Raw genomic sequence first — 21,845 nt, 5'->3', positions numbered from 1 at the left:
TTATTCATTTCGAATCGACACTCGACGACACTGCTTTCTTAGCGGTGTAGCCATTGCTTTTGGCGACTTGTCGCTGCTTTTTCTACCGAATCAAGTCACCCCGAGCATCTTGGGCGAGACGCGCAACCGACCAACAGAAGATACGAACAATTAACAAGGCACCCATGTTAAAAATGTTCGTAATTAAATTATCTGAGAATCAATCACTAGTGGTTTTCAAAAGAAGGGTATGACAAGTCGCCAATTTGAGCGGGAAAGTTTGAGTCGCGAGAAGATACGAAGACACCCATGTTAAAAATGTTCGTTGTTAGATTGTCGGTGAATGAAGCTGTTACAACTCATTTATATCCCTCCTTGCCTACTATACGCGAATTGCGTACACTTTAATGATGAAGTGTATATTCGTAGAATCAAAAATATTTGAGAAATATCGAGATGACTACCTCAGTGATGAAGAGTTTAGGCTCTTTCAGGCTGAGCTAATGTCAGACCCCAAGCAGGGGGATGTCATTCAAGGTACAGGTGGTTTGCGCAAGCTTCGAGTTGCAAGTAAGGGTAAAGGTAAGCGTGGTGGTTCACGTGTCATTTATTACTTTTTTGATCAAAAACGACGCTTCTATTTGCTCACTATTTATGGGAAGAGTGAAATGTCAGATTTAACCGCAGATCAAAAGAACAAATTAAAGACTTTTATGGAGGTATGGCGCAATGAGCAATCGTGATTTATTTACAGAATTAAGCTCGGCTCTTGTTGAAGCAAAAGAACATTCAGAGGGGAAGCTTACTCTTAAAACACATCAAGTTAAGGATCTAAGTGAACTTGATATTTCACCTAGTGAAATTGTACATATTCGAGAAAAATTGAATATGTCTCGCGGTGTGTTTGCAAGTTTGCTTCATACATCTTCTCGTACTTTAGAGAACTGGGAGCAAGGACGCAGTGCTCCAAATGGACAGGCAATTACTCTTTTGAAATTAGTACAACGTCATCCGGAAACTCTCGCACACATAGCAGAGCTATAATCGGGTAGCCAGAGATCTCTAACCTCCTGCCCCCACAACGGCCTGCACCAAATGGCTTTGACCACTATGCGCTGCGCTTATGGCATCCATGCCTATTTTCAAACCGCGTCCCGCGGCTCGAGTAACTCTTTCTTCAACAGCTGAATTAACGAGACACCCATGTTAAAAATGTTCGTAATTAAATTATCTGAGAATCAATCACTAGTGGCTTTCAAAAAAAGGGTATGACAAGTCGCCGATTTGAGCGGGAAAGTTTGTGTCGCAAGAAAGCTAAAGCAGCGTCTTAGCCAACTGGTTTCACTTCCAGCGTTGTCAACTATACTCATTCAACGCTCAAGTTGGGCGCTCCAGAGTTTTAATTCTAAGACTAATTGGAGAAACAGATGGAATTGCTAGTTATAGCGTTAGTAACGATAGTATTTTTAGCTAGGGCAAATGGATTCTTGCAAGAAGAGTAGTCATTTTCTTACCTAATACATTCAGAACATATTTTTATTGCGATTAGTTGTAGTAGCTCTGCAATTGGAATAATTAAAATACGATAACTAACTTCCATTAAACCTATCCAACATGGTGAACTAAATTGCAAAAGCTATTCTGCCATTTTGGACGACCGATCACTGGGTTCTACTGCGATTTATCGGAAGTCATTAGGCTAGTGACAGCTTTTTTTTACAGGACGAGGAAAAAATAATGGCTAAAATGCAAATATCGTGGGACTTAATAATCGAAAGTTTTAGTGAGCGTGGTGAAGACGAGGTATCGCTGCAATTTGCAATGGTTACTGCTTTTGGAGGGGACGTTCGATTGGACCCTTATACCACTGGTAATCTCTTTCCCTCTAGATTCCGTAGAGGGCTAATTTTGCCGCCAGACTCAACTGATGATGACGGTCGAAGGATCCGGGCGCAAGGCATGTTTGTTGTACCCGCGAATGTGCCTACCATCAGAAACCCCTTTCTCGGCTTTGTTGCACGTGCAGTCGAGCAAGACAGCTCAACTGATGACAATAGGGAGCAAGATAACGAGCGTTTTTATAGTGCTGTTGAATCTAGTGCTCAGCAAATTTTTTCTGCTGGAAATGTACCTACAACAACGGATCTTTGGTCAGCGGGAAATAGTGCGAGTTTAACCGATAGAGGTTGGTTTATATTTGACCCAGATGACGACGATAAAGTAAGTACATCAGCAAGAGTATTTCCCACATTTGGAAGTCGATTGCGCGAAGCTTTGGTTGCTGAGCCTACTATTGGTTTGGGTGGACATAGATTGCCGGGCCCTAACGAGTCATTCAGTATTACGTTTGTTGGTTCTGGAAATTCCGCTGGGGCGCAATATCAGGTAAATATATCCATTCATCTGGTGACTAACGGTGGGCCGTCGTCTTGGCAGTCGTGGTACTAAAAGCATGCCCGTTTTATCTAAAGGCTGTGAATTAGTAGCAAGTTTATCTTTGTTGCGCTTTATATAAAGCAAATGTACATAGCGACTTAAAACTTGATGTTACTTGGTATGGGGCGCTCTATATGATTATTTCCCTGCCCTCACGTATGTCAAATATGAAGGTTGTCAGTTGGCAACCTTGCCTTTTGCATGAACTCAAAGCTAGCCTTGGCGTTTTCAGTTTCTTAAGTTTTTACGCCTTACTTTTCTGCACGTTATTGTTAGATTAATTTAATAATAGTTTGCGAAAGCACGCATGCTTGCCCGATCCTTTCATAGGTAAATAAACCAACCCTTACAATGTTTTCTGTGCTGTGTAACAATCAGATATGTAGAGTCTAGAGTGTCTTTCCTCTGGGCTGTTTTGAATGTACTGGCCTTCTAAGGTCATTAATTACTAAAGGAGATGTTTGCTATGGATGATGTATTAGGAAGTTTCGGGCTTGCAGGGATCCTGCTGTATATTGCATTATTTTTTTTGTGGCTCTTGGTACCTGTGTTTATCTTTCTTATATCACGACGTGTTAGAGAGATGCGTGATGTTGTACGAGACTCGCAATTAGAGATAATGGAACTCAATGCGAACATTAAGTACATCAAACAAAAATACAGCAATGAAGAGTAAGAACGAGTTCTGAGCGTAAATAAAGCTGCTCCCGTTGATTTCTTATGCACGAGATTAGCGGAGTAGCCAAACAGGCTCTTGTCATCCGCTCAGTCGACAAGTCGCTTTTAAATACCCACGTTTACATCGCTAGTGCGCTTTGCTTTCACCTGAATGACTGTACTGCATTGTTGTCGCTTCTATTCATTCTACTTATTTATCATGTATTCCCCTTGGCTGTTAATCCCCCCTTTTTTGCTGTTGATCATTGCTGCTCGCCATTGCTGCCTCTGTGCTAACAGCTTGTGTCATTTTTGATGCGATGCAATAGCTGGTTTCGCGTTTACCTTTTGAAAACTGAACAAAATAGCGCCTCTTATCGTTACATAATTAACAAATTAAATGTATCATGTTAACAATTAACCAACAGAGGTGACTAAAATGCTACGAGTTAAGTTGCGCTACTTCATTCCTGCTGCAGTGCTATTGTTCAACGTTTTTGCCAGTGCTTCACAGGCTAAAGACCAACCCAATATTCTTTGGATCATCACAGACGATCAGCGCCCTGATTCGATACAAGCCTATAACCGTGCCACCCGAGGCACAGATGAAGGCGAGTTGGGTTTTGTGCTTTCGCCAAACATAGACCAACTCGCTAACGAGGGGGTGATGTTTACCAACGCCTATAACAATTCTCCCACATGTGGACCATCAAGAACGTCTATGCATACTGGTCGGTATCCGTTTAGAAATGGTAAGTACGCATGGGAACATACCCACCAAGAAGCGGACTTTGTGCGCCCCGCAGTTTCCCAGCAGCTTCGAACCGCAGGCTACAGTACGGCTATAATAGGGAAAACACATCACGGAATTAGTGAGGCGTTAAATCAAAAGAGTCATATTTTTGATCTGGAAATTGAGTTCAACCGTGATTTGTTATTGCATGGTTTTGGCGGCTGGTACTCCAGTGGCTCTCATGGGTTAGAAGATGCAGTATTAAAACGCAGAGATTCCTTCGAAAAGGTGTTTTACCCTGATGGTCAAAGCAAAGAATTCGTTTTATCTAAAAAAGATCGACAGTTAAATGAACAAGAACAGACGATAAAGCAAGGCGTAGAGCAAGAGTTTGACGTTTTACGTGCATACACTCGTATCAATACCGGTTTAATACTCGGTGGGGTTAACCCTCAACCGGCGGGTAAAACCGTGGATGGCTATATTGTTAAAGAGTTTGAGAATTATTTAAGCAACAGTGGTAAGCAGTACCAGAGTTTCTCGGGGCGTCAGGTTAATGGCCCAGATAAAAACAAGCCGACCTTTGTTAATCTTGGCTTTCACCTACCCCACACGCCTGTCTTACCGCCGAAATCGTTCCGTGATCAGTTTAAAGATCGCGAGTACACACTACCTAAGTTTGACACCCAAGAGCTAGGCACGTTTACCACTCAACAATTACAGATTTATAATGAAGCGAAGTCCGACGGCATGACCAAGGAAGACCAATTGCAGGCTATTCGTGATTACTACGCATTTACTGCATACGGCGATGCCCTTATCGGGGAAGCGGTTGACGCTTTCAAAGCCCATTCAGCTAAGCAAGGCCGTGAATATGTTATCGTGCTAACTGTTGGTGATCACGGCTGGCACCTAGGGCAACAGGGTATTATGGGTAAATTTGGCTCTTGGCAAGCATCATTAAACGGCGCAGCTATTGTTGTTTCGTCAGATAAGAAAACATACCCACCAGGTAAAATCGTCACGGATCTTGTTGAATACGTAGATTTTGCGCCAACTCTGATGGAAGCAGCCCAAATCAATACGCAAGAAGCGCAATATGAATACTTAGATGGCGTTGACTTAGCCAAAGTCGCCAATGGTGAAACGCCCGAGCGGGACTACATTCTCGGTGAAATGAACCTAGTCTGTGGCTATCGAGCTTATCTGCGCACGGACGATTTCGCGTTTTCCATGCGTACTCGGGATAAACGTACCCCAGCGCGCGTGCCAGATTTAAACGAAGACATAACCTGGGCACTGACGACAAGCCCATTAAATGCGGAAATGGCGTTATATGATTTGCGCGTTGATCCAAAAGAGAGAAAAAACGTTGCTTACACGGTGGAGTATATCGCGTTAGCGGAATGGTTCCGTAGCAAGCTAGGAAATATCGTATTAGGTGACGGCCGAGTGGAAATGGATTGGTCGACAAAAAATGCCTACAACGTGAGCCAATTTGCCTCAGGGGCCGATGATAAAAAAATCGACATCCCAGCCAATATCATTCCAAAAGACGGTGTGAGTGACCCTCAACGCTTTAACTTATAGCATCTGCCCTTTGCTGGGCAGGCTCCCTGCTCAGCGTACCAAGGTTCTCGCCCCCCAAGCGACACAATTGCTACACAAATGTTAAATAAAGCATATTTACACCACCTCATTAGCCCACGTAGCAGCTGAGCCGAATGCAATAAACCCACTCCTAACTGGCCATATATTCCAAATAAAAACATGCCTAGATGAATAATTTTTTATAAAAATTGCGCATTTCAAAAAACAAGAATTCTCTGGCTGCATCTCGCGCGCTCTCTTGCAGCGCTATCTGTAGCAGCATTTGTCGTCAAATAAATTAACCACACACGCTTAAGATCATTAACATTTATTTAATATTTTGTTGACAATTAACATTAAACCTACGAACATATTTATCGTTGACAATTTATTTACAATTAAGCTGGTGGAACATCACATGAAAGCCAATAGACTCAGTAAAATCGCTATCGCCGTTGCTACAGGGTTGTTATGCAGCACCGTTAATGCTCAAGAAACAGAGCAAGAACCTCAGGCTGTTGAGGTCATTCAAGTAAAAGGTATCCGTGGTTCGTTAACCTCTGCGATGGATATAAAGCGTGATGCTTCGGGCGTCGTTGACGCCATATCTGCTGAAGACATCGGAAAATTCCCCGATACAAACCTAGCTGAATCACTGCAACGTGTGACGGGTGTTTCCATCGACCGAACCAACAATGAAGGTAACCAAGTGACCGTGCGGGGTTTCGGGCCAAGCTTTAACCTAGTGACCTTAAACAACCGCCAAATGCCAAACTCTTCTGCGCTTGCAGGTGCCGGTATATCCCGTAGTTTTAACTTCCGTGAAATTGCCGCCGAGAGTGTCTCCGGTGTCGAGGTATATAAAACAGGGCGAGCCAACGTCAGCTCAGGCGGGATCGGTGCCACGATCAATATTAAAACAGCCCGTCCCTTTGAAATGGAAGAGTTTGTTGCCGCTTGGAGTGCAAAAGGCGTAATGGACACCAGTGTGACAATAGGTGACGACATTACCCCTGAAGTGGCTGGGATGATCAGCAAAACCTTTAACGATAGAAAATTCGGTGTGCTTGCGTCAGTTTCGTATTCAGAGCGTGACAGCCATATAGACCGAATTGGCACCCAAGGCTGGGGCCGTGGCTACCCAGGGCAAGCTAACCCTGACACCAGTGCTATTGATGCAGATAAAAACCCAACACTGGCAACGTGGCGAACACCTACCGTAGATTTAGACGATGCGAATTACAGTCGTGACCGTTTGAACGGCCAGCTTGTGCTGCAATTTGCCCCCACTGACACACTGACCGCGACGCTGGATTATGTTATTTCACGCTTAGAAGAAAACGGCAAAATGAACCGAATGAGCTTTTGGTTCGATAATGTTGAAGAGGGTGCAGCTGATGTCAATGGTACAATTATTAACCCTAGTAGAAGCAACGACGAACTGAACTTCTGGGCTTGGGAATATAACTTTGAAACAGAAAATGACTCCATCGGTGCTAACTTTGAATGGCAAGCAACAGATGCACTTAACTTCACCTTGGACTTACATGACTCTACATCTCATGCCAACCCGGGGGCGCTTCCTGCCGAGCGTTTAGCGAACTTAAAAAATCCATTTGGTTCATTAGCTCCGGTGCATATCAGTGCTGATTTTAGCGGCGATACCCCTACCGCCTTCTATGATGACAGCGCACTTGAAGGCGGTGCGTATGCCCCCGAAAATATCGAGGGCGACTTATATCAAGAACGTGGCTATGAAATCGAAAACAACATTCAGCAGATTCAATTTAGTGGTGAATGGAAAAACATGAGTGACGGTGCGCTTGATAGCGTACACTTTGGATTCGCGCATACTAAGTATGACGTGGACACAGGCAATATTTACAGCGCTAACTTTGCTCTTGGAAATGGAGCGCTGAACACCGATGACCTAGCATTTGAATTGCAGCCTGGTGGCGTGGGTTACGAGTACTTACCCGTCTATAGCGCCAATCAGTTTCTTGATTTAGTCAAAGAGCAAGGCCTGTATAACGAAGCTGATATTCAAAAGAACGGCATCTCAGAAGAAACCACAGCAGCATTTGCATCGTTCGACTTTATAACCGAGTTTAATGATATGCCGGTCAACGCCAACTTTGGTCTTCGCTACGAAGAAACCGATGTTGAATCCTACTCGGTTCTGCGACCCGTTATCGGCTTTAACTGGATAACGCCGATTCAGTTATCACAAATTCTTGCCGACGAAGAAGTATCAGAAACGTTAGAGGGCGCTTACGAGCATTTCTTACCGAATCTTGATATAAGTTTGGGGATCACTGACGAATTAACAGCAAGATTCTCTTACAGTGTCACTGTGGCTCGCAGCAGTATCGGGGCTATGTTCCCATCGACCAGTATTGACCTACACCGCTCTGGCGGTCCGTTTCGCGCCTCACAGGGCAACCCAAACCTGTTGCCTTATGAATCGGAAAACTTCGATCTATCATTAGAATACTATTATGACGAAGGTAGCTATGTGTCAGTCGGCCATTTCCGTAAACAAGTGGATAACTTTATCGCCACAGGGCAAACAGAGAGCGAAATAATTAGCCCTGCTGGTCCACTTACCGACCCAAGCGTTAACCCGCGAGGAAATTGCCCTGAAGGCTCAGATCAAAATCCAGTTGATGCGTGCGTTTCCATCGCCAGTGATCCAGTGATCATTTGGGAAATCACTTCGCCGCAAAACCTCAATGAAACACGCGTATATGGCTGGGAGTTTAATGTACAGCATCTGTTCGGTGACACAGGTTTTGGCGGCGTGGTGAACTACACTATGGTAAATAGTGAAGACGAATATGATATTTACTCCCTTGAGAATGATTTTGCCCTATCTGGGTTAAGTGATTCAGCTAACCTAGTGGTGTTTTACGAGCAAGATGACTATCAAGTTCGCGCTGCATACAATTGGCGGGATGACTTCCTGTTAACTGGCGGCTTGGAACCCACTTTTACCGAAGCCTACAGTCAGCTTGATATTTCCGCTAGCTACGACATAAATGACCGGTTATCGGTGTTCTTTGAAGGGATCAACGTAACAGATGAAAGTACCCGTCGCCATGGCCGCTTTAGTAACCAACTGATTGATTATGAAGTATATGGCCCCCGTTATAACCTAGGTGTACGCGGTAAGTTTTAAGCCTAAATGCCAGCCTGAAGTTCAGGCTGGCACGCTTTTGCAACGACCCCAATAGCCAGATCAACACAAATAAAAAACGGTGCTGGTATTCACGGTGTAAGGAATCGAATTAAACGTCTAAAAATCAATCAGATAAACAAGCTAATTTTTCACCTACTCATTAAAACACGGCTCTTTTTCGAGGCCCTATTGCTAGCGCTATTTTTTCAATACATCCCTTTGCACTGCACTCTTCTTAGCCACGTTTTTTTCGCTGTGCACTTTTCCGCTGTGCACTTCTCTTTCCCGTCATTATCTGAGCTTGTTGACTGATGCCTTTACGGCAGTTGTGCGCTTGAAAGAAAGTTAATAAGTATAGCTCCAGCCGAATTCGTCATTTACGAACGTCATGAAGGTTTCGGCATCCCCTTGGTTATTAATAGTAAATGACAAAAGATTCGGTCGTTTCATATAAGCGCAGTAGACTTCACAGAATTTTGTTTTTATTGCTGATATTCCGTTTAGGGATATTGATATCCGAATAAAAATATTTAATTTAGTTGTCGGAATTGCTTGTCTATCAGATAGTGTAAATCTTAATATCCCGTATGATGTTGTTATCTAATTGGTTTTGATAAAATTCAAGTGTTTAGTAAACTATTTATCTTAGCACTGAACGTACTCACTTATTTTCCACTTAATTTATGTGAGGATTACTAACAACTATGCATTAAAGGCGTAAAGCAGGTATGAAAAGTATTAACAAATTACGCATGTATGCGCTCAGTTTACCCAAGAGTCTTTATTTTAATTTTAAGTACTTTCCACTTTCACAAGCTATCAGGCTCCCCATTCTGATTTCACATCGCGTATGGCTACTAAAAACTGAAGGTAAAATCATTTTACCTAAGAACATATCAGAACGTATTAAAATTGGGTTTGGTGAAGTTGGTATATTTGACAGACAAAAGTCGCGCAGCATATGGCAAGTTTCAGGGATTGTAGAGTTTAAAGGCAAAGCCAAAATAGGGCACGGTAGTAAGATATCAGTATCGGGAAAACTAATAATCGGCAATGGTTTTTGTATAACAGCTGAGAGTTCAATTGTAGCGCAAAAAGAAATATCAATTGGCAGCAATGTTCTTATATCTTGGGATTCGTTGATAATGGACACTGATTTTCATGAGATATTTGACGAAGGAGGGAGGCAACTAAATGCGCCAATGCCAATCAATATTGGCGATAACGTCTGGATAGGTTGTAGAACTTTAATTCTTAAAGGGGTTCTAATCTCAGACGGCGTTATAGTTGCTGCCGCAAGCACGGTCAATAAAACAATTGAGCAAAAAAATACTGTAATTGCGGGTTCTCCAGCAAATGTTGTTAAGGAAAACGTTTCTTGGAAACCGTGATAAAAACGAAATGTGTTTTTAATAAACTACATAGCCCCCCCCTGTTAATCGCTGGGCCTGTCGAGTTATCAAGTCACTCATGTTAATTGTGCCCCCACCAACTATCTTAGAAATATGCTGAATAAATCCCCTATACAGTAAACACGTTATCGTGCTAAAAATGAGCAGCGAAGAACCAAAACACCCCAACTAGCGAGCAATATTCTGCGCACTAAAGCACTGATAAATAGCTAAATGTCACCATGGGGCAAGTGAGTTATTCAGGGTGTTCTGTACAATAAGGGGGCTTGAAAATGTCGTATAAAGTGAATTTTTTCGCAAGGCCGGTCAATTCAGATCAAAAATTACCTTGGGAAAGCTTACTGATAGAGTTTTCCTTGGGTGTGATATGCACTGTCATGGCAATCTACGGCTGGAATACAGGTATGGCGCTAATGGCGTATCCTGCTGGTGCAGTCGCTGTTTTATCTTTTGGGGTAGTGGCATATTCATTATTTGGCTTTTTTCGAGATAAAATGCGCACACACCAAAAGCGTATTTGACCCGCCAGCTTAACGCTCGCAATCTATACAGTGTGCGGCTCGATAATCTCTAGGGTGTATATTTATGCGATACGTAGATGCGGATAGATGTGGATATATAGATACGAATAAATAGACACCCAACATCAAAATGGCGTCATAATTCTCTGTGACTTCATAACGTTCTTCACCAGAAGAGTTGCGGCACTTTTGCTGCGAATGATTGAATTTTACTGGAATATTGAGTGTTGAAAAATTGCACACAAGGCCAGTGCTTGAATTCAATCACTGTCAACAATAGCCCTGCTCCGCAAAAATATTGAAACTTAACCAAGCCTCGTCGTTAAAATTTCTCTTTCTAACATAGAGGCACTGAGCCAATTTTGAATTTGCTCAGTACCTTAATTTTTCTATGCTTTATTCGCTTCTTTTTCCCTTCTCTTATCTAGGGAGGCTTTACACAAGTCTTCAAGCTTTCCTATTTTTAGGCTTTTTTTGCCGCTCGTATTATTACAAAAATGACAGCAGATCTTCGTCTAACTGCATTAGCGTTTTTGGGTCTGCCATCATGGTTTTGGCCAGTGATTTTGTTCTGGGCAGTAAACGCTCAAAATAAAATTCAGCGGTTTTGATTTTGGCACGGTAGAAATCACGATTTTCTACATCTGTCGCTAGTTTTTCGTAGGCGGTTTGAGCCATTTGGGCCCAGAAATACGCCATCATAATGTAACCAGAGTACATTAGGTAATCCACTGAGGCTGAGCCGACAATATCGCGATCTTTTTTCGCTTTTAACGCTAAGCGCATGGTGTATTGCTGCCAGTTTGCGGTATTTTTACTGAGCGCCCATATAAACTTATTCATTTGACGCTTGTGAGGATTTTTGGAAATCATGCTCTTATCTTTGCAGAAACGTAGCACTTCTTTACTGAATGCCTTTAATGATTTACCTCGGGTAAGCAGTATTTTACGGCCGAGTAAATCTAACGCTTGAATGCCCGTCGTGCCTTCGTACAAGGTGGAGATACGCACGTCACGTACGATTTGCTCCATGCCCCATTCTTTAATGTAACCATGGCCGCCGAATACTTGCATACCGTGACTGGTGCTTTCACAGCCCATTTCTGTTAGAAACGCTTTCAAAATTGGAGTGATAAAGCCCAACCTATCATCTGCCACTTTACGTGCTTCTTCGGTCTTTGCCATTTCTATTTCATCGACGATTTTGGCGGTGTAATAGATCATGGCGCGGCCACCTTCAGAGATGGCTTTTTGGGTCATCAACATTTTACGTACATCAGGGTGCTCTATGATAGGGTCGGCAACTTTATCGGGGCATTTTTTACCGGTTAAAGCGCGCATAGATAATCGGTCTTTGGCATACAACAAGGAGTTTTGGTAAGCCAATTCAGATGCGCATACGCCTTGCAGCGCGGTGCCTACGCGAGCGGTGTTCATAAAGGTGAACATGCATTCTAATCCCTTGTTTTTTGGGCCTATTAATACACCTTTTGCATTATCAAAATTCAGTACAGCGGTAGATGAGGCTTTGATACCCATTTTATCTTCAATGGCGCCGCACGTAACTTGGTTACCCTCACCTAGATTGCCTTGTTGATCGACTTGTATTTTAGGCACGATAAACAATGATATGCCGCGTGTCCCTTCAGGTGCTCCAGGTAACCTAGCCAATACGATATGAATAATATTTTCGGTTAGGTCATGTTCACCCGCTGAAATAAATATCTTGGTGCCCACTATGTCATAGGTACCGTCATCATTTGGTATGGCTTTGGTTTTAACCTGGCCTAAATCTGTGCCGCATTGGGGTTCAGTTAAGCACATAGTTCCCGTCCATGTGCCTTCGGTGAGGCGAGTAAGGTAAAGTTCTTTTTGCTCTTGCGTACCATGGCTTTGAATTGTATTCATGGCTCCGTGGCTCAAGCCCGGATACATGGCCCATGACCAATTGGCTGTGCCCATCATTTCTTGTTTTGCCATACCAAGCGAAGGCGGTAAGCCCTGCCCACCATGCTCAACCGGATGAGATAAACTCTGCCATCCACCTTCTACATATTTGTTGTAAGCCGCTTTAAAGCCAGTTGGCGTGGTCACCACACCATTATCGAATTGGCAGCCTTCTTTATCACCGCTTTGATTTAACGGCAGTAATTCGTTTTCACAAAATTTTGCGCATTCTTGCAATATCGCATCGACTAAATCGGGGGTTGCTTCAGCGAACTCCGGGTAACTCTCATAATGTTTATAATATTTGAACACGTCTTCAATCAGAAACTTCATGTCCATAACGGGCGCTTTATACTGCAACATAGTAGAACTCCAAAATTTGTTTTTCTTATAGGCTCAGGTGACTATAGCAGACAAAAAACAACTGGTCTAACCACTTAACTAAAAGTACTTGATTCACTGAGTAATGAGCAATTATAAATAATGACAATAATCGCATAGACATCATGCTGCGTTTTTTGTGTTATCAATAACTGACTCAGGATGGTCTATATTGCAGCCCACTGTTTAGGTGCTATGTACTTAAACAGGTAGCAGCTAATGCAACGTTAAGCATGAAGTCAGATGGCTTATAAAGTTAACTTTTTTGCTAGGCCTGTTAACTCCAATCAAAAACTCTCCTGGGACGTGTATTAATCGAGTTCGCCGCGGGTGTTATATGCCTTTTACGGCCGCATTTGGTTGAAATACGGGAATAGCCTTAATGACCTACCTCGCTGGCGCTGTGGCGTTGATGTATTTAGGGCAAAAAAAACGAAGCGCCTGTGCATAGGCGTTCAAACAAAAGGAAGCGTATATGAACAATTTTTTTTCAGTGGCAGGCAAAACCGCTGTCGTAACCGGTGGCTCAAGTGGAATAGGTGCCATGATCGCACGTGGCTTTGTGGAAAGTGGCGTAAAAACCTACATCACATCACGTAAACTTGAACAGCTTGAGCAAACCGCTGCCGAGCTATCAAGTTTAGGCGAGTGCATCGCGATACAATCTGATTTATCGACCATGGCCGGAGTCGATGCTTTCGCAGAAGAGATGCTTAAACGCGAACCAAAAATCGACATTCTCATTAACAATGCGGGGGCCGCGTGGGGCGCGCCAGTTGAAGAGTTTCCAGAATCTGGCTGGGATAAAGTAATGGATTTGAACGTGAAATCTATCTTCTTTTTGAGTCAGCGTTTACTGCCTGCGCTTCGCTTAGCCGGAAACGCCGATGAGCCTTCACGGATTGTAAATATTGCCTCTGTTAACGGCATCACCCACCCCCATATGAATAATTATTCTTACTCTGCTAGCAAGGCAGCAGTTATTCAAATGACTCGACATATGGCAGCAGATATTCGCCCCACCAACGTCAACATTAACGCGATTGCACCTGGATTTTTCCCTAGCAAGATGACAAAACACGCCTTGGCGCATGAACAAGAAATAAAGGAAGGACTTCCCGCGCGTAAGGTAGGTGAGCTGGCAGATGTGGCTGGTACCGCTATTTACCTTTGCTCCAAAGCGAGCAATTACGTTTGTGGCCATACCGTGGTGTTAGACGGCGGCCAAGTAGCTAATGCAGGTTAGGCCCAACAACCCCCGTCGACGTATCCGAAGACGGGGCATTCTTTAAAAGTGCGCACTACGAATTACAAGAAAACGCCTGCGCCAGACGCCGCACTCAACTGGCTTGATAAAAGCGACAGGCAAACACCCGCTAATCAGCGAAACTAATTTTACCCATCGTCACATTCGGGATCCCTTGCTCGATATTGCCAAACGCTTGTTGTCCCCCTACCAAACACTCGTTGGCGAGTATCGCAAACAGCACCGCTTCTTTCGCGTCAGGATGAATACCCAACTCGCTGGTATCACGCACCTCTGACACTCTAGGGCATAAATTCAATATATGTTCCATCAACAGAGGATTATGAATGCCCCCACCACTGGCGTACACGCTAAATTCGCCTAACTCAGCTGCTGCATTATTAAGGGCATTGGCGATAGTAGTTGCTGAAAACACATTTAAGGTGGCTAAAACGTCTTCAAGCGCTAAATCGTGTGTACAAGAGCGTTGCTGCGCTGCCGCCAAATAGTCTAAGTTAAATACTTCTGGCCCTGTGGTTTTTGGAAAATTTAAGGCAAAAAAATCATGCTCCAATAATGCACTCAATAATCCAGAGTTCACTGTGCCCTGACGCGCAATGGCACTGTCTTTATCATATTGCAGTGGCGCAAAATGCTGCTGCACAAACGCGTCCATTATGGTGTTGCCAGGGCCGGTATCTGAACTAAACACCGCACTTGAATCAGCGGTTTTAGGCAAATAGGTTAAATTCGCGATCCCCCCCATGTTCAATAAAATGCGATTTTCTTGTTTGCTGGTGAAAAACAGATAATCACCATACACCGCTAAGGGCGCGCCCTCGCCCCCTGCGGCAATGTGTTTTTGCCTAAAGTCCCCAAGGGTGGTAATGCCTGTAGTGACCGCTAAATGGTCCGCGTCTCCAATTTGCAAAGTCGCGTTACCAAATTCAGTTAGTCCGTGCTGACGCAATGGGCAGTGATATATAGTTTGCCCGTGACTGGCAATGGCATCTATTTCTGCTGCCTGTACTCCCCAGTTAGCTAAACATTGATTGACCATTTGGCCATGTAAAACACCTACCCAGGGGTGCAATAAGGTGACTTGCTGCAGATCAACTTGACGTTTGGCGAACACACTTTTTATTTTGCTTTTATAGTTCTGAGTGTAATCAACGGTGGTAAATTCGAGCAACTCTACTTTCGTGTCACTGCCCTGCCCCGCAATTTTGCACAAGGCCACGTCTAATCCATCCAAAGAAGTGCCACTCATTAAACCAATGACCAGACGAGAGGGCTTTTTGGCACTGTTATACAGTTTTTCTATGTGCTTATTCATTATGCATTGTGCTTGTATCCGCTGGCTCGTTAAGAATAATTTATCAATAAATATTAATTTTACAAGAAACTTTTATTGCAATTTGATTTTTTTTCAGTTGATAATGACCACGCTGTACAAATTAAAATCAGGCAACGCACGTTTTATCAACACATCGGCAACGGGACAGTCATATGAAACACAAAACCTATGTTACCAAGCTTCAACGTCACACTTTATTTCCTGTCACCATGGCAGTCAGCGCTGCACTTTTCAGCCATGCTTCACTGGCCCAAGAACAAAGCCTAGCCAAAGATAACACTGAAGTTATTTCTATAACTGGGTCAAGAATTCAGCGTACAGAACTTGTTTCCAGTAGCGCAGTAGCCAGTGTTGATGAGGTGCAAATAAAGTTAGATCGTGCGGTAAATGTAGAAGATATTACCACTAAACTTCCCCAAGCGGCAGCTGGCGCGAACAGCACAGGTTCCACAGTTGGTGATTCATTTGGTTCATCCACCATTGATCTGCGCGGTTTAGGACAAAACCGTACTCTGGTCTTAATCGATGGTACGCGCGCGGTTCCTTTTAGTTTTCGTAACTCGGTTGACGTCAACATGATCCCCACTGGGTTGATTAAACGCGTAGATGTGCTCACCGGTGGTGCTGCAGCAGTATACGGCGCCGATGCGGTCTCTGGCGTGGTGAACTTTATTTTAAACGATAGTTTTAATGGTGCTGAATTCTCGAGCAGCTATGAAACCGCTGACGGCGGCAACGAAACCTTTAATGTCGAAGGGATATTTGGCGGTGACATTGCTGATGGCGCTGGCCATGTCACTGGCTACCTTGGTTACTCTGAACGTAAAGAGTTGTTAGCCGGTGAACGTGACTATGCGATGCAAAATGCCAACTCTATTATCAATACCGGAGGCTATTATACCGATCTTGCCTCTGGCAACGCCTTTGCTATTGATGCCTCAGGTGGCCTAGTTGACGAACGCCAAACCACCAGCTCTACCGCCGACCTTTATCTAACGCAACCCATGAAACGTTTATCTAGCGGGCTGTTATTTGATTTTGATTTGTCAGAAGACACCACGGCCTACGGTCGCGTGATGTACTCACAGGTCACTGTTGAGGGCGCAGGCGCAAGCGGCCAAGCCCCTATTTCAGTCAACCAAGAAGTCACCTTAACGGCCGACAACGCTTTTTTAAGCGATGAAATGCGCAACAGATTAACCTTCGATGCCGACGGCAATGCCCAAGTCAACGTTGAAAGAAATCTAGGCCTTGGTGTACAGCGCACCAAAGCCGAACGAGATTCCATTCAAATGCAAATGGGCATAAAAGGCGATATTAACGACTATCTTCGTTTTGATGTTTATGGCCAGTACGGTAAAACCGATGAAACCGCTACGCTTTACAACAACGCCTATACCGTTGATGGAGCGGGTAATAACCGCTTCGCGGCCTTAGCCAACAGTGTTGATATATTTGATCCAAATTTAGATTTAACCAGCTTTAGTGATCCGTTGATTTACACAACCCGCGAGCGTACCCAAAGCGTACTTGCGGCAACCTTATCCGGCGATTCGTCGGCTTTGTTTGAATTACCAGATGGTCCAATCGATTTTGCTATCGGCTACGAATATCGCAAAGAAACGGGTGAGCAGACCCCTGGCGACGCATTTAGAAATGGAACCAGTTTTGCGACTGTCAGTGCGTTTGATATGGATGCCAGCTTCGATAGTGAAGAAGTTTACGCTGAAGTACTCGTGCCCGTGGTATCCGATGTGGCGTTTGCGAAAGAAGTGAGCATCGAAGGGGCTTATCGTGTTTCCGAGTATTCAAACACAGAAGCTGAAGACACCTATAAAATCGGCCTAAATTGGGCCATCAACGATGATCTGCGCCTACGTGCTAACAAATTAACCGCCTTTAGGGCGCCGAACCTCGGGGAATTCGCCAGCCCGATTAGTGGTTTGTCCCTCGCCTTATTCGATCAAACAAGCGATCAATTTGTGGCCCGTTTTGCCGGGCGCTATAACGGTGATCCATGTTTATTAGGCACAGGAGATGCCGCTCAATGTGAACGCTTTGGGGCACCAGAGGTCGGCACAGCATTTGATTCTAGCACCGCAGAGTATACCTATGGCGGCAACCCAGATATCAAACCAGAACAGGCCGAATCTGAGACTGTGGGCTTGGTGTACACTCCTGAATATATCGAAGGGTTTGATGTTTCAATCGATTATTATCATATCGATATCTCTGATGCTGTAAGCCAAATTCAACCTGGCGCCGCTTTGCAAAGTTGCTACATAGATAACCCTGATGCCAATAACCCATTATGCGGCGCAGTATTGCGAGATCCAACGACGGGTTTTATTAGCACTGCCATTGTCAATGACTTCAATTTAGCCTCTATCGAACAAAGCGGTATCGATATCGCCACGAATTACGTTTTAGATGCACCAGATGCTTTAGGTGGCACATTTAAATTTAGTTACCAAGGTAATCTCGTCACTAAGCAAACGCGCCAAAACAATTCCACCGTAGCCGCTATTGATTGTAAAGGTACATATGGCAGTGCCTGCTCGGGAGATTTTGCCAGTGTGTTGCAAGCAGATTATAAGCACAGGGCGACCCTTGATTGGCATTTGGACAGTATGAACTTTCAACTTGGCTGGAGACGCATTGGCGATGTTGATTACGCTTCTGATCGCTCCACCAGCATTAGCGCACAAGACTACTTTGATTTTGCCGCCTCATGGCAGGCTACCGAGCAAGTAGTATTAAATTTCGGTATTGACAACATGTTTGATAAACAGCCACCGATTCCGCTAGCTGGTGCTAACCATTTTAATACAGTGAGTGATTATGATGTGATAGGCAGAACAATAGGCTTAGCCGTGCGCTACTCTCCTAGTTTGTAGTGTTTAATACTTAGGTTTTGATAAACTTATAACAAGCCCTGCAAATGCGGGGCTTTTTTATCCTCGCCTATTGGGATCCACCACACGATTTGGAACAGATAAAATGAAACCTAAAGTCTCGCCGCAAGTTGAAGCTCAGCCAAGGGCCGGCAAAAAAGTGGACAAACGAAAGAGCAAACTAAATTGATTGCACAAGGCATTCAAAAAGGTATCGCCGACTACAAAAAACAACAAGGTATTAAGCTACGTGCAATCGATAAACAACGTAAGCAAAAGGCCAAACAACCCCAAGATAGTCCGGCCGAGCCCCAAGCAGAAATCGCGAATAATTCATCGACAAAAAATCGCCCTGGATTCTGTTAGCACTAAGCTAGGCTGGCTTTATCACTTATTTTATATGGCAGTGATATAGCTTGAATGAGAAGCCGTAAGCTTGAATGAGACGCCGTGAGCTTAAGTAAGAAGCAGTGAACCACATAATAAACTCACCTTTGCTTTCACCTTTGTGCCACTTACGCCACTAACGCCACCTATGCCACCTATGCCACTAACGCGAAGATTGCTGCACGCTCCCTTCTTGCTTGTTCACTCCCTTTTCGTCACTGCCCTGCGTATAGTTTCTTAGCTCTGGTGGGTAAGTATCTCTTAATATTTCTAGCACAGGAGAATGAAAGTCCCGTACGTAAAGGATATAAGTGACCCAAATGGTCGCCACGATAAATGCCACCGGATGTAGAAACCAAGTGGAAGCGGCAATGCCATAATAATAAGAACGGATCCCGCGATTAAACTCGTTCCCAGCACAGGAGTTGACTCTTGCCATACGCTTAGCGGTTTTAACGCGGTATTCCTCTGAAGGCATGTTCCCATGGTAGGGGCTACCGCCAATCAAAATACACAAGAAGTTGAACTGCCTTAATGACCAAGTGAACTTAAAGTAAGCGTTCACAAAAATAAAAATAAGTAAGATAAGCTTTAGTTCGATTAAACCACTGGACACTGCTTGAGCAAAAGGCATGTCTTCAGAGAAGCTTAACAAACGTTCTACCGAGCCGACCAAGGCAAACAAACCAGCAATAATATAAATAGTTGTAGAAGCATAAAACGACACACTTGCCATTAAGTTACTGGTGAGACCTGCACAGGCAACGGGTATTTCACGCGCTGCAGATTCCATCGCCCACTGCAGACGATATTCATGAGTAATGCCTATCAAGCCTTTACGCCCTATTTCCCCGCGTTCGAGCACAAAACGATAGCCCATCCAGCAGCTAAAAAATAACGCAATGCCCAAGTAATCTACCCAGGATAAAAGCAAAACAATGTTCTTTAAGTCATCCATATCTTCAACTTCCTCTTACGTCTCAGGCTATACACTCGTAGCAACTCAGGTTTGTGTAAACTCAGCAGGATTGTAGCAACTAATTTACGCTGGCTATAGCGAATCTATAAGTGGTGTAAGAAGCGCTATGTACGGTGCAGAACCAAGCGTGCTAAAGTACGCGAGTCTTTTCGACAATCAAATTTTTACCTCGTGGCCAGCCATCAATTTAGCGCATGTCCATCGATGTAATACCAACGAAATGAGGACGACCTCATCCCTCGCGCTTTTTTCTGGGACGACCCAGCTCAAAATGAGTAGGTATAAAAATGAACTGGATTATTTTGGTTATAGCAGGTTTATTCGAAGTGGTGTGGGCAATCGGGCTGAAATACAGTGACGGTTTCAGTAAGTTGTGGCCGTCTATTTTGACCCTAGTGGCCATGGCGATCAGTTTTGGTTTACTCAGCATTGCGATGAAAACGCTACCCGCTGGAACTGCCTATGCGGTGTGGGTTGTTATTGGCTTGGTGGGTACTGCTATCGTTGGTATTGTTATGCTCAATGAACCTGTCAATCTTTGGCGAGTGATGAGTTTACTCACTATTACAGTGGGCGTCATTGGCTTAAAACTAAGCAGTTAACAGGGTAACGTCGGTTTTTGTTACGCTTTGTCATATTGTTGCGCACGTTAACTGGGTACACTTCGGTTCAACAGATCAGTAAATAAGGACCAGAATGCGTTTATTACACACCATGTTGCGGGTGGGAAATTTAGACCGCTCACTCGCTTTTTACACTGAATTGCTAGGCATGAAACTACTGCGCACCAGTGAAAATGAACAATACCGCTATACGTTGGCTTTTATCGGTTACGGCGATGAAGACAGCAACACAGTGTTAGAGCTAACTCATAATTGGGATCAAGACAGTTATGACATGGGCACCGCTTATGGCCATATTGCGCTCGGGGTTGATGATGTCTATCAAGTCTGTACACAACTTAAAGCCCAAGGAGCTGACGTGTATCGTGATGCAGGGCCTGTAAAAGGTGGCACTACGGTAATCGCCTTTGTACGCGATCCTGACGGTTATGCAATTGAGCTTATTCAAACCAAATAAACCTTATCTCAGGAAACAGTGACATTGGAGTCAATATGAAGAAATCAATTTTGTCGTTAGCATTGTGCGCTTTGTTATCAAGCCACTTAGCTTGGGCTGATCCCTTGGTTATTGCCCACCGAGGGGCGTCAGGTTATTTGCCTGAACATACCATGGAGTCCACTACCCTCGCCTTTGCACTAGGCGCCGATTTTATCGAACAGGATGTGGTTATTAGTAAAGATGGCGTACCGGTGGTGCTGCATGATATTCATTTAGATACCGTGACCGATGTTGCTGCTAAATTTCCTCAGCGTATGCGTGATGACGGGCGTTTCTATGCATTAGATTTCACCTTAGCAGAATTAAAAACTCTGACCGTACACGAGCGAAGCACAACAGAGGGCAAGCAAGTATTTAAGCAGCGTTACCAAGGTAACGCGCAGTTTAGCATTGCCACATTTGAAGAGCAGATTGAGCTCATTAGCCAGCTTAATCGTCAGTTCGGTAAAAATATTGGTTTTTATCCTGAAATTAAGTCTCCTGCTTGGCACCGCGAACAAGGTGTCGATATCAGTAAAATAGTCATGAAAACCCTGCGTAAGCATGATCTGGATGATGCTGAAAAGGCAATTTACGTGCAATGTTTTGACTACGCTGAACTTAAGCGTTTACGACATGAACTAGGGGCTAAAGTTAAACTTATTCAGCTACTTGGCGAAAATGATTGGGGAGAATCCCCCACTGATTATGACGAACTGCGCACACCAGAGAAACTAAAAGAGTTAGCCGCCGTTGCTCAAGGTATCGGCCCGTGGATCTCGCAACTTGTTAACATGCAAACCATGCAACCTACCGGCTTGGTTAAACGTGCTCATGAGGCAGGGCTTGACGTTCATCCTTATACCTTTAGACAAGACGCGCTCCCACAAGGCATTAATAGTCAACAAGCTCTAGACTTACTGTTCAAACAATTAAAAGTGGACGGTTTGTTTACGGATTTCACCGATACTGTCGTGAACTATGTAAACGCGCAATAACGCATAGGTGAACTGACATTAGCAAAAAGCCGATTAACTAAGTGAAGTT

General features: G+C 44.1%; 16 protein-coding genes and 1 pseudogene. 14 read left to right on the top strand and 3 right to left on the bottom strand.

All coding sequences use genetic code 11. The features are described 5' to 3' along the window. Window positions 1–389 precede the first annotated feature (389 nt). From GCHA_RS13910 to GCHA_RS13875, 8 genes are all read left to right on the top strand, one after another. Window positions 390–722 carry a type II toxin-antitoxin system RelE/ParE family toxin gene (locus tag GCHA_RS13910; RefSeq protein ID WP_039992532.1) on the top strand — a complete coding sequence of 111 codons (333 nt, stop codon included), beginning with the start codon at window positions 390–392 and terminating at the stop codon, window positions 720–722. Next, window positions 709–1,023 (top strand): helix-turn-helix domain-containing protein, encoded by a 315-nt coding sequence (locus tag GCHA_RS13905; protein WP_007989262.1) that lies wholly within the window; start codon window positions 709–711, stop codon window positions 1,021–1,023. The genes GCHA_RS13910 and GCHA_RS13905 overlap by 14 nt, the downstream gene beginning before the upstream one ends. A 693-nt stretch (window positions 1,024–1,716) precedes the next feature. Next, window positions 1,717–2,427, top strand: coding sequence for a hypothetical protein (locus tag GCHA_RS13900; protein ID WP_007989260.1), 711 nt, complete (start codon window positions 1,717–1,719; stop codon window positions 2,425–2,427). A 454-nt stretch (window positions 2,428–2,881) separates the two neighbouring features. After that, window positions 2,882–3,091: a hypothetical protein gene (locus GCHA_RS13895; protein ID WP_007989256.1), complete on the top strand. Its 210-nt coding sequence runs from the start codon at window positions 2,882–2,884 to the stop codon at window positions 3,089–3,091. Between the two features lie 420 nt (window positions 3,092–3,511). Continuing rightward, window positions 3,512–5,395: a sulfatase-like hydrolase/transferase gene (locus GCHA_RS13890; RefSeq protein ID WP_007989254.1), complete on the top strand. Its 1,884-nt coding sequence runs from the start codon at window positions 3,512–3,514 to the stop codon at window positions 5,393–5,395. Window positions 5,396–5,813: 418 nt separating this feature from the next. Further along, window positions 5,814–8,573: a TonB-dependent receptor gene (locus tag GCHA_RS13885; protein WP_007989252.1), complete on the top strand. Its 2,760-nt coding sequence runs from the start codon at window positions 5,814–5,816 to the stop codon at window positions 8,571–8,573. A 728-nt stretch (window positions 8,574–9,301) separates the two neighbouring features. Continuing rightward, complete coding sequence (locus GCHA_RS13880) at window positions 9,302–9,964, top strand: acyltransferase (protein ID WP_007989250.1); 663 nt, start codon at window positions 9,302–9,304, stop codon at window positions 9,962–9,964. 293 nt (window positions 9,965–10,257) lie between these two features. Continuing rightward, on the top strand, window positions 10,258–10,506 hold the full coding sequence (locus GCHA_RS13875; protein ID WP_007989249.1) for a hypothetical protein: 249 nt from the start codon (window positions 10,258–10,260) through the stop codon (window positions 10,504–10,506). Between the two features lie 489 nt (window positions 10,507–10,995). On the opposite strand, the gene GCHA_RS13870 is transcribed toward GCHA_RS13875, so the two are convergent. Next, complete coding sequence (locus GCHA_RS13870; protein ID WP_007989247.1) at window positions 10,996–12,816, bottom strand: acyl-CoA dehydrogenase C-terminal domain-containing protein; 1,821 nt, start codon at window positions 12,814–12,816, stop codon at window positions 10,996–10,998. 493 nt (window positions 12,817–13,309) lie between these two features. Here GCHA_RS13870 and GCHA_RS13865 point away from each other — a divergent pair, with 493 nt between their 5' ends. Then, window positions 13,310–14,080: an SDR family NAD(P)-dependent oxidoreductase gene (locus tag GCHA_RS13865; RefSeq protein ID WP_007989245.1), complete on the top strand. Its 771-nt coding sequence runs from the start codon at window positions 13,310–13,312 to the stop codon at window positions 14,078–14,080. Window positions 14,081–14,210: 130 nt separating this feature from the next. On the opposite strand, the gene GCHA_RS13860 is transcribed toward GCHA_RS13865, so the two are convergent. Further along, a complete protein-coding gene (locus tag GCHA_RS13860) occupies window positions 14,211–15,416 on the bottom strand; it encodes an anhydro-N-acetylmuramic acid kinase (RefSeq protein WP_007989243.1) in 1,206 nt (401 codons plus the stop codon). Between the two features lie 173 nt (window positions 15,417–15,589). Here GCHA_RS13860 and GCHA_RS13855 point away from each other — a divergent pair, with 173 nt between their 5' ends. Beyond that, window positions 15,590–18,334 (top strand): TonB-dependent receptor plug domain-containing protein, encoded by a 2,745-nt coding sequence (locus GCHA_RS13855; RefSeq protein ID WP_007989241.1) that lies wholly within the window; start codon window positions 15,590–15,592, stop codon window positions 18,332–18,334. Between the two features lie 103 nt (window positions 18,335–18,437). Then, window positions 18,438–18,708: pseudogene (locus GCHA_RS13850) on the top strand (DUF2956 family protein). 173 nt (window positions 18,709–18,881) lie between these two features. Here the strand turns inward: GCHA_RS13850 and GCHA_RS13845 are convergent. Then, window positions 18,882–19,676 (bottom strand): DUF599 domain-containing protein, encoded by a 795-nt coding sequence (locus tag GCHA_RS13845; RefSeq protein ID WP_007989237.1) that lies wholly within the window; start codon window positions 19,674–19,676, stop codon window positions 18,882–18,884. Window positions 19,677–19,984: 308 nt separating this feature from the next. Here GCHA_RS13845 and sugE point away from each other — a divergent pair, with 308 nt between their 5' ends. The 3 genes from sugE to glpQ all read left to right on the top strand — a co-directional run bounded on the left by sugE (window position 19,985) and on the right by glpQ (window position 21,796). Then, the gene (gene sugE / locus GCHA_RS13840; protein ID WP_007989236.1) at window positions 19,985–20,299 is read left to right on the top strand and encodes a quaternary ammonium compound efflux SMR transporter SugE; all 315 of its coding nucleotides are present in this window, start codon (window positions 19,985–19,987) and stop codon (window positions 20,297–20,299) included. Window positions 20,300–20,393: 94 nt separating this feature from the next. Continuing rightward, on the top strand, window positions 20,394–20,777 hold the full coding sequence (gloA, locus tag GCHA_RS13835) for a lactoylglutathione lyase (RefSeq protein WP_007989234.1): 384 nt from the start codon (window positions 20,394–20,396) through the stop codon (window positions 20,775–20,777). Between the two features lie 35 nt (window positions 20,778–20,812). Continuing rightward, entirely contained in the window at window positions 20,813–21,796 is a 984-nt protein-coding gene (glpQ, locus tag GCHA_RS13830; protein ID WP_007989232.1) for a glycerophosphodiester phosphodiesterase, read from the top strand. Window positions 21,797–21,845 lie beyond the last annotated feature (49 nt).

It is taken from the genome of Paraglaciecola chathamensis S18K6 (assembly GCA_000314955.1).
Lineage (GTDB): Bacteria > Pseudomonadota > Gammaproteobacteria > Enterobacterales > Alteromonadaceae > Paraglaciecola > Paraglaciecola chathamensis.
This window is presented reverse-complemented; position numbering and strand designations above follow the sequence as displayed.

Excerpts from the sequence above, each read along its gene's own strand:
- GCHA_RS13910 (WP_039992532.1), top strand. The coding sequence starts at position 390 with ATGAAGTGTATATTCGTAGAATCAAAAATATTTGAGAAATATCGAGAT.
- GCHA_RS13905 (WP_007989262.1), top strand. The coding sequence starts at position 709 with ATGAGCAATCGTGATTTATTTACAGAATTAAGCTCGGCTCTTGTTGAA.
- GCHA_RS13900 (WP_007989260.1), top strand. The coding sequence starts at position 1,717 with ATGGCTAAAATGCAAATATCGTGGGACTTAATAATCGAAAGTTTTAGT.
- GCHA_RS13895 (WP_007989256.1), top strand. The coding sequence starts at position 2,882 with ATGGATGATGTATTAGGAAGTTTCGGGCTTGCAGGGATCCTGCTGTAT.
- GCHA_RS13890 (WP_007989254.1), top strand. The coding sequence starts at position 3,512 with ATGCTACGAGTTAAGTTGCGCTACTTCATTCCTGCTGCAGTGCTATTG.
- GCHA_RS13885 (WP_007989252.1), top strand. The coding sequence starts at position 5,814 with ATGAAAGCCAATAGACTCAGTAAAATCGCTATCGCCGTTGCTACAGGG.
- GCHA_RS13880 (WP_007989250.1), top strand. The coding sequence starts at position 9,302 with ATGAAAAGTATTAACAAATTACGCATGTATGCGCTCAGTTTACCCAAG.
- GCHA_RS13875 (WP_007989249.1), top strand. The coding sequence starts at position 10,258 with ATGTCGTATAAAGTGAATTTTTTCGCAAGGCCGGTCAATTCAGATCAA.
- GCHA_RS13870 (WP_007989247.1), bottom strand. The coding sequence starts at position 12,816 with ATGTTGCAGTATAAAGCGCCCGTTATGGACATGAAGTTTCTGATTGAA.
- GCHA_RS13865 (WP_007989245.1), top strand. The coding sequence starts at position 13,310 with ATGAACAATTTTTTTTCAGTGGCAGGCAAAACCGCTGTCGTAACCGGT.
- GCHA_RS13860 (WP_007989243.1), bottom strand. The coding sequence starts at position 15,416 with ATGAATAAGCACATAGAAAAACTGTATAACAGTGCCAAAAAGCCCTCT.
- GCHA_RS13855 (WP_007989241.1), top strand. The coding sequence starts at position 15,590 with ATGAAACACAAAACCTATGTTACCAAGCTTCAACGTCACACTTTATTT.
- GCHA_RS13845 (WP_007989237.1), bottom strand. The coding sequence starts at position 19,676 with ATGGATGACTTAAAGAACATTGTTTTGCTTTTATCCTGGGTAGATTAC.
- sugE (WP_007989236.1), top strand. The coding sequence starts at position 19,985 with ATGAACTGGATTATTTTGGTTATAGCAGGTTTATTCGAAGTGGTGTGG.
- gloA (WP_007989234.1), top strand. The coding sequence starts at position 20,394 with ATGCGTTTATTACACACCATGTTGCGGGTGGGAAATTTAGACCGCTCA.
- glpQ (WP_007989232.1), top strand. The coding sequence starts at position 20,813 with ATGAAGAAATCAATTTTGTCGTTAGCATTGTGCGCTTTGTTATCAAGC.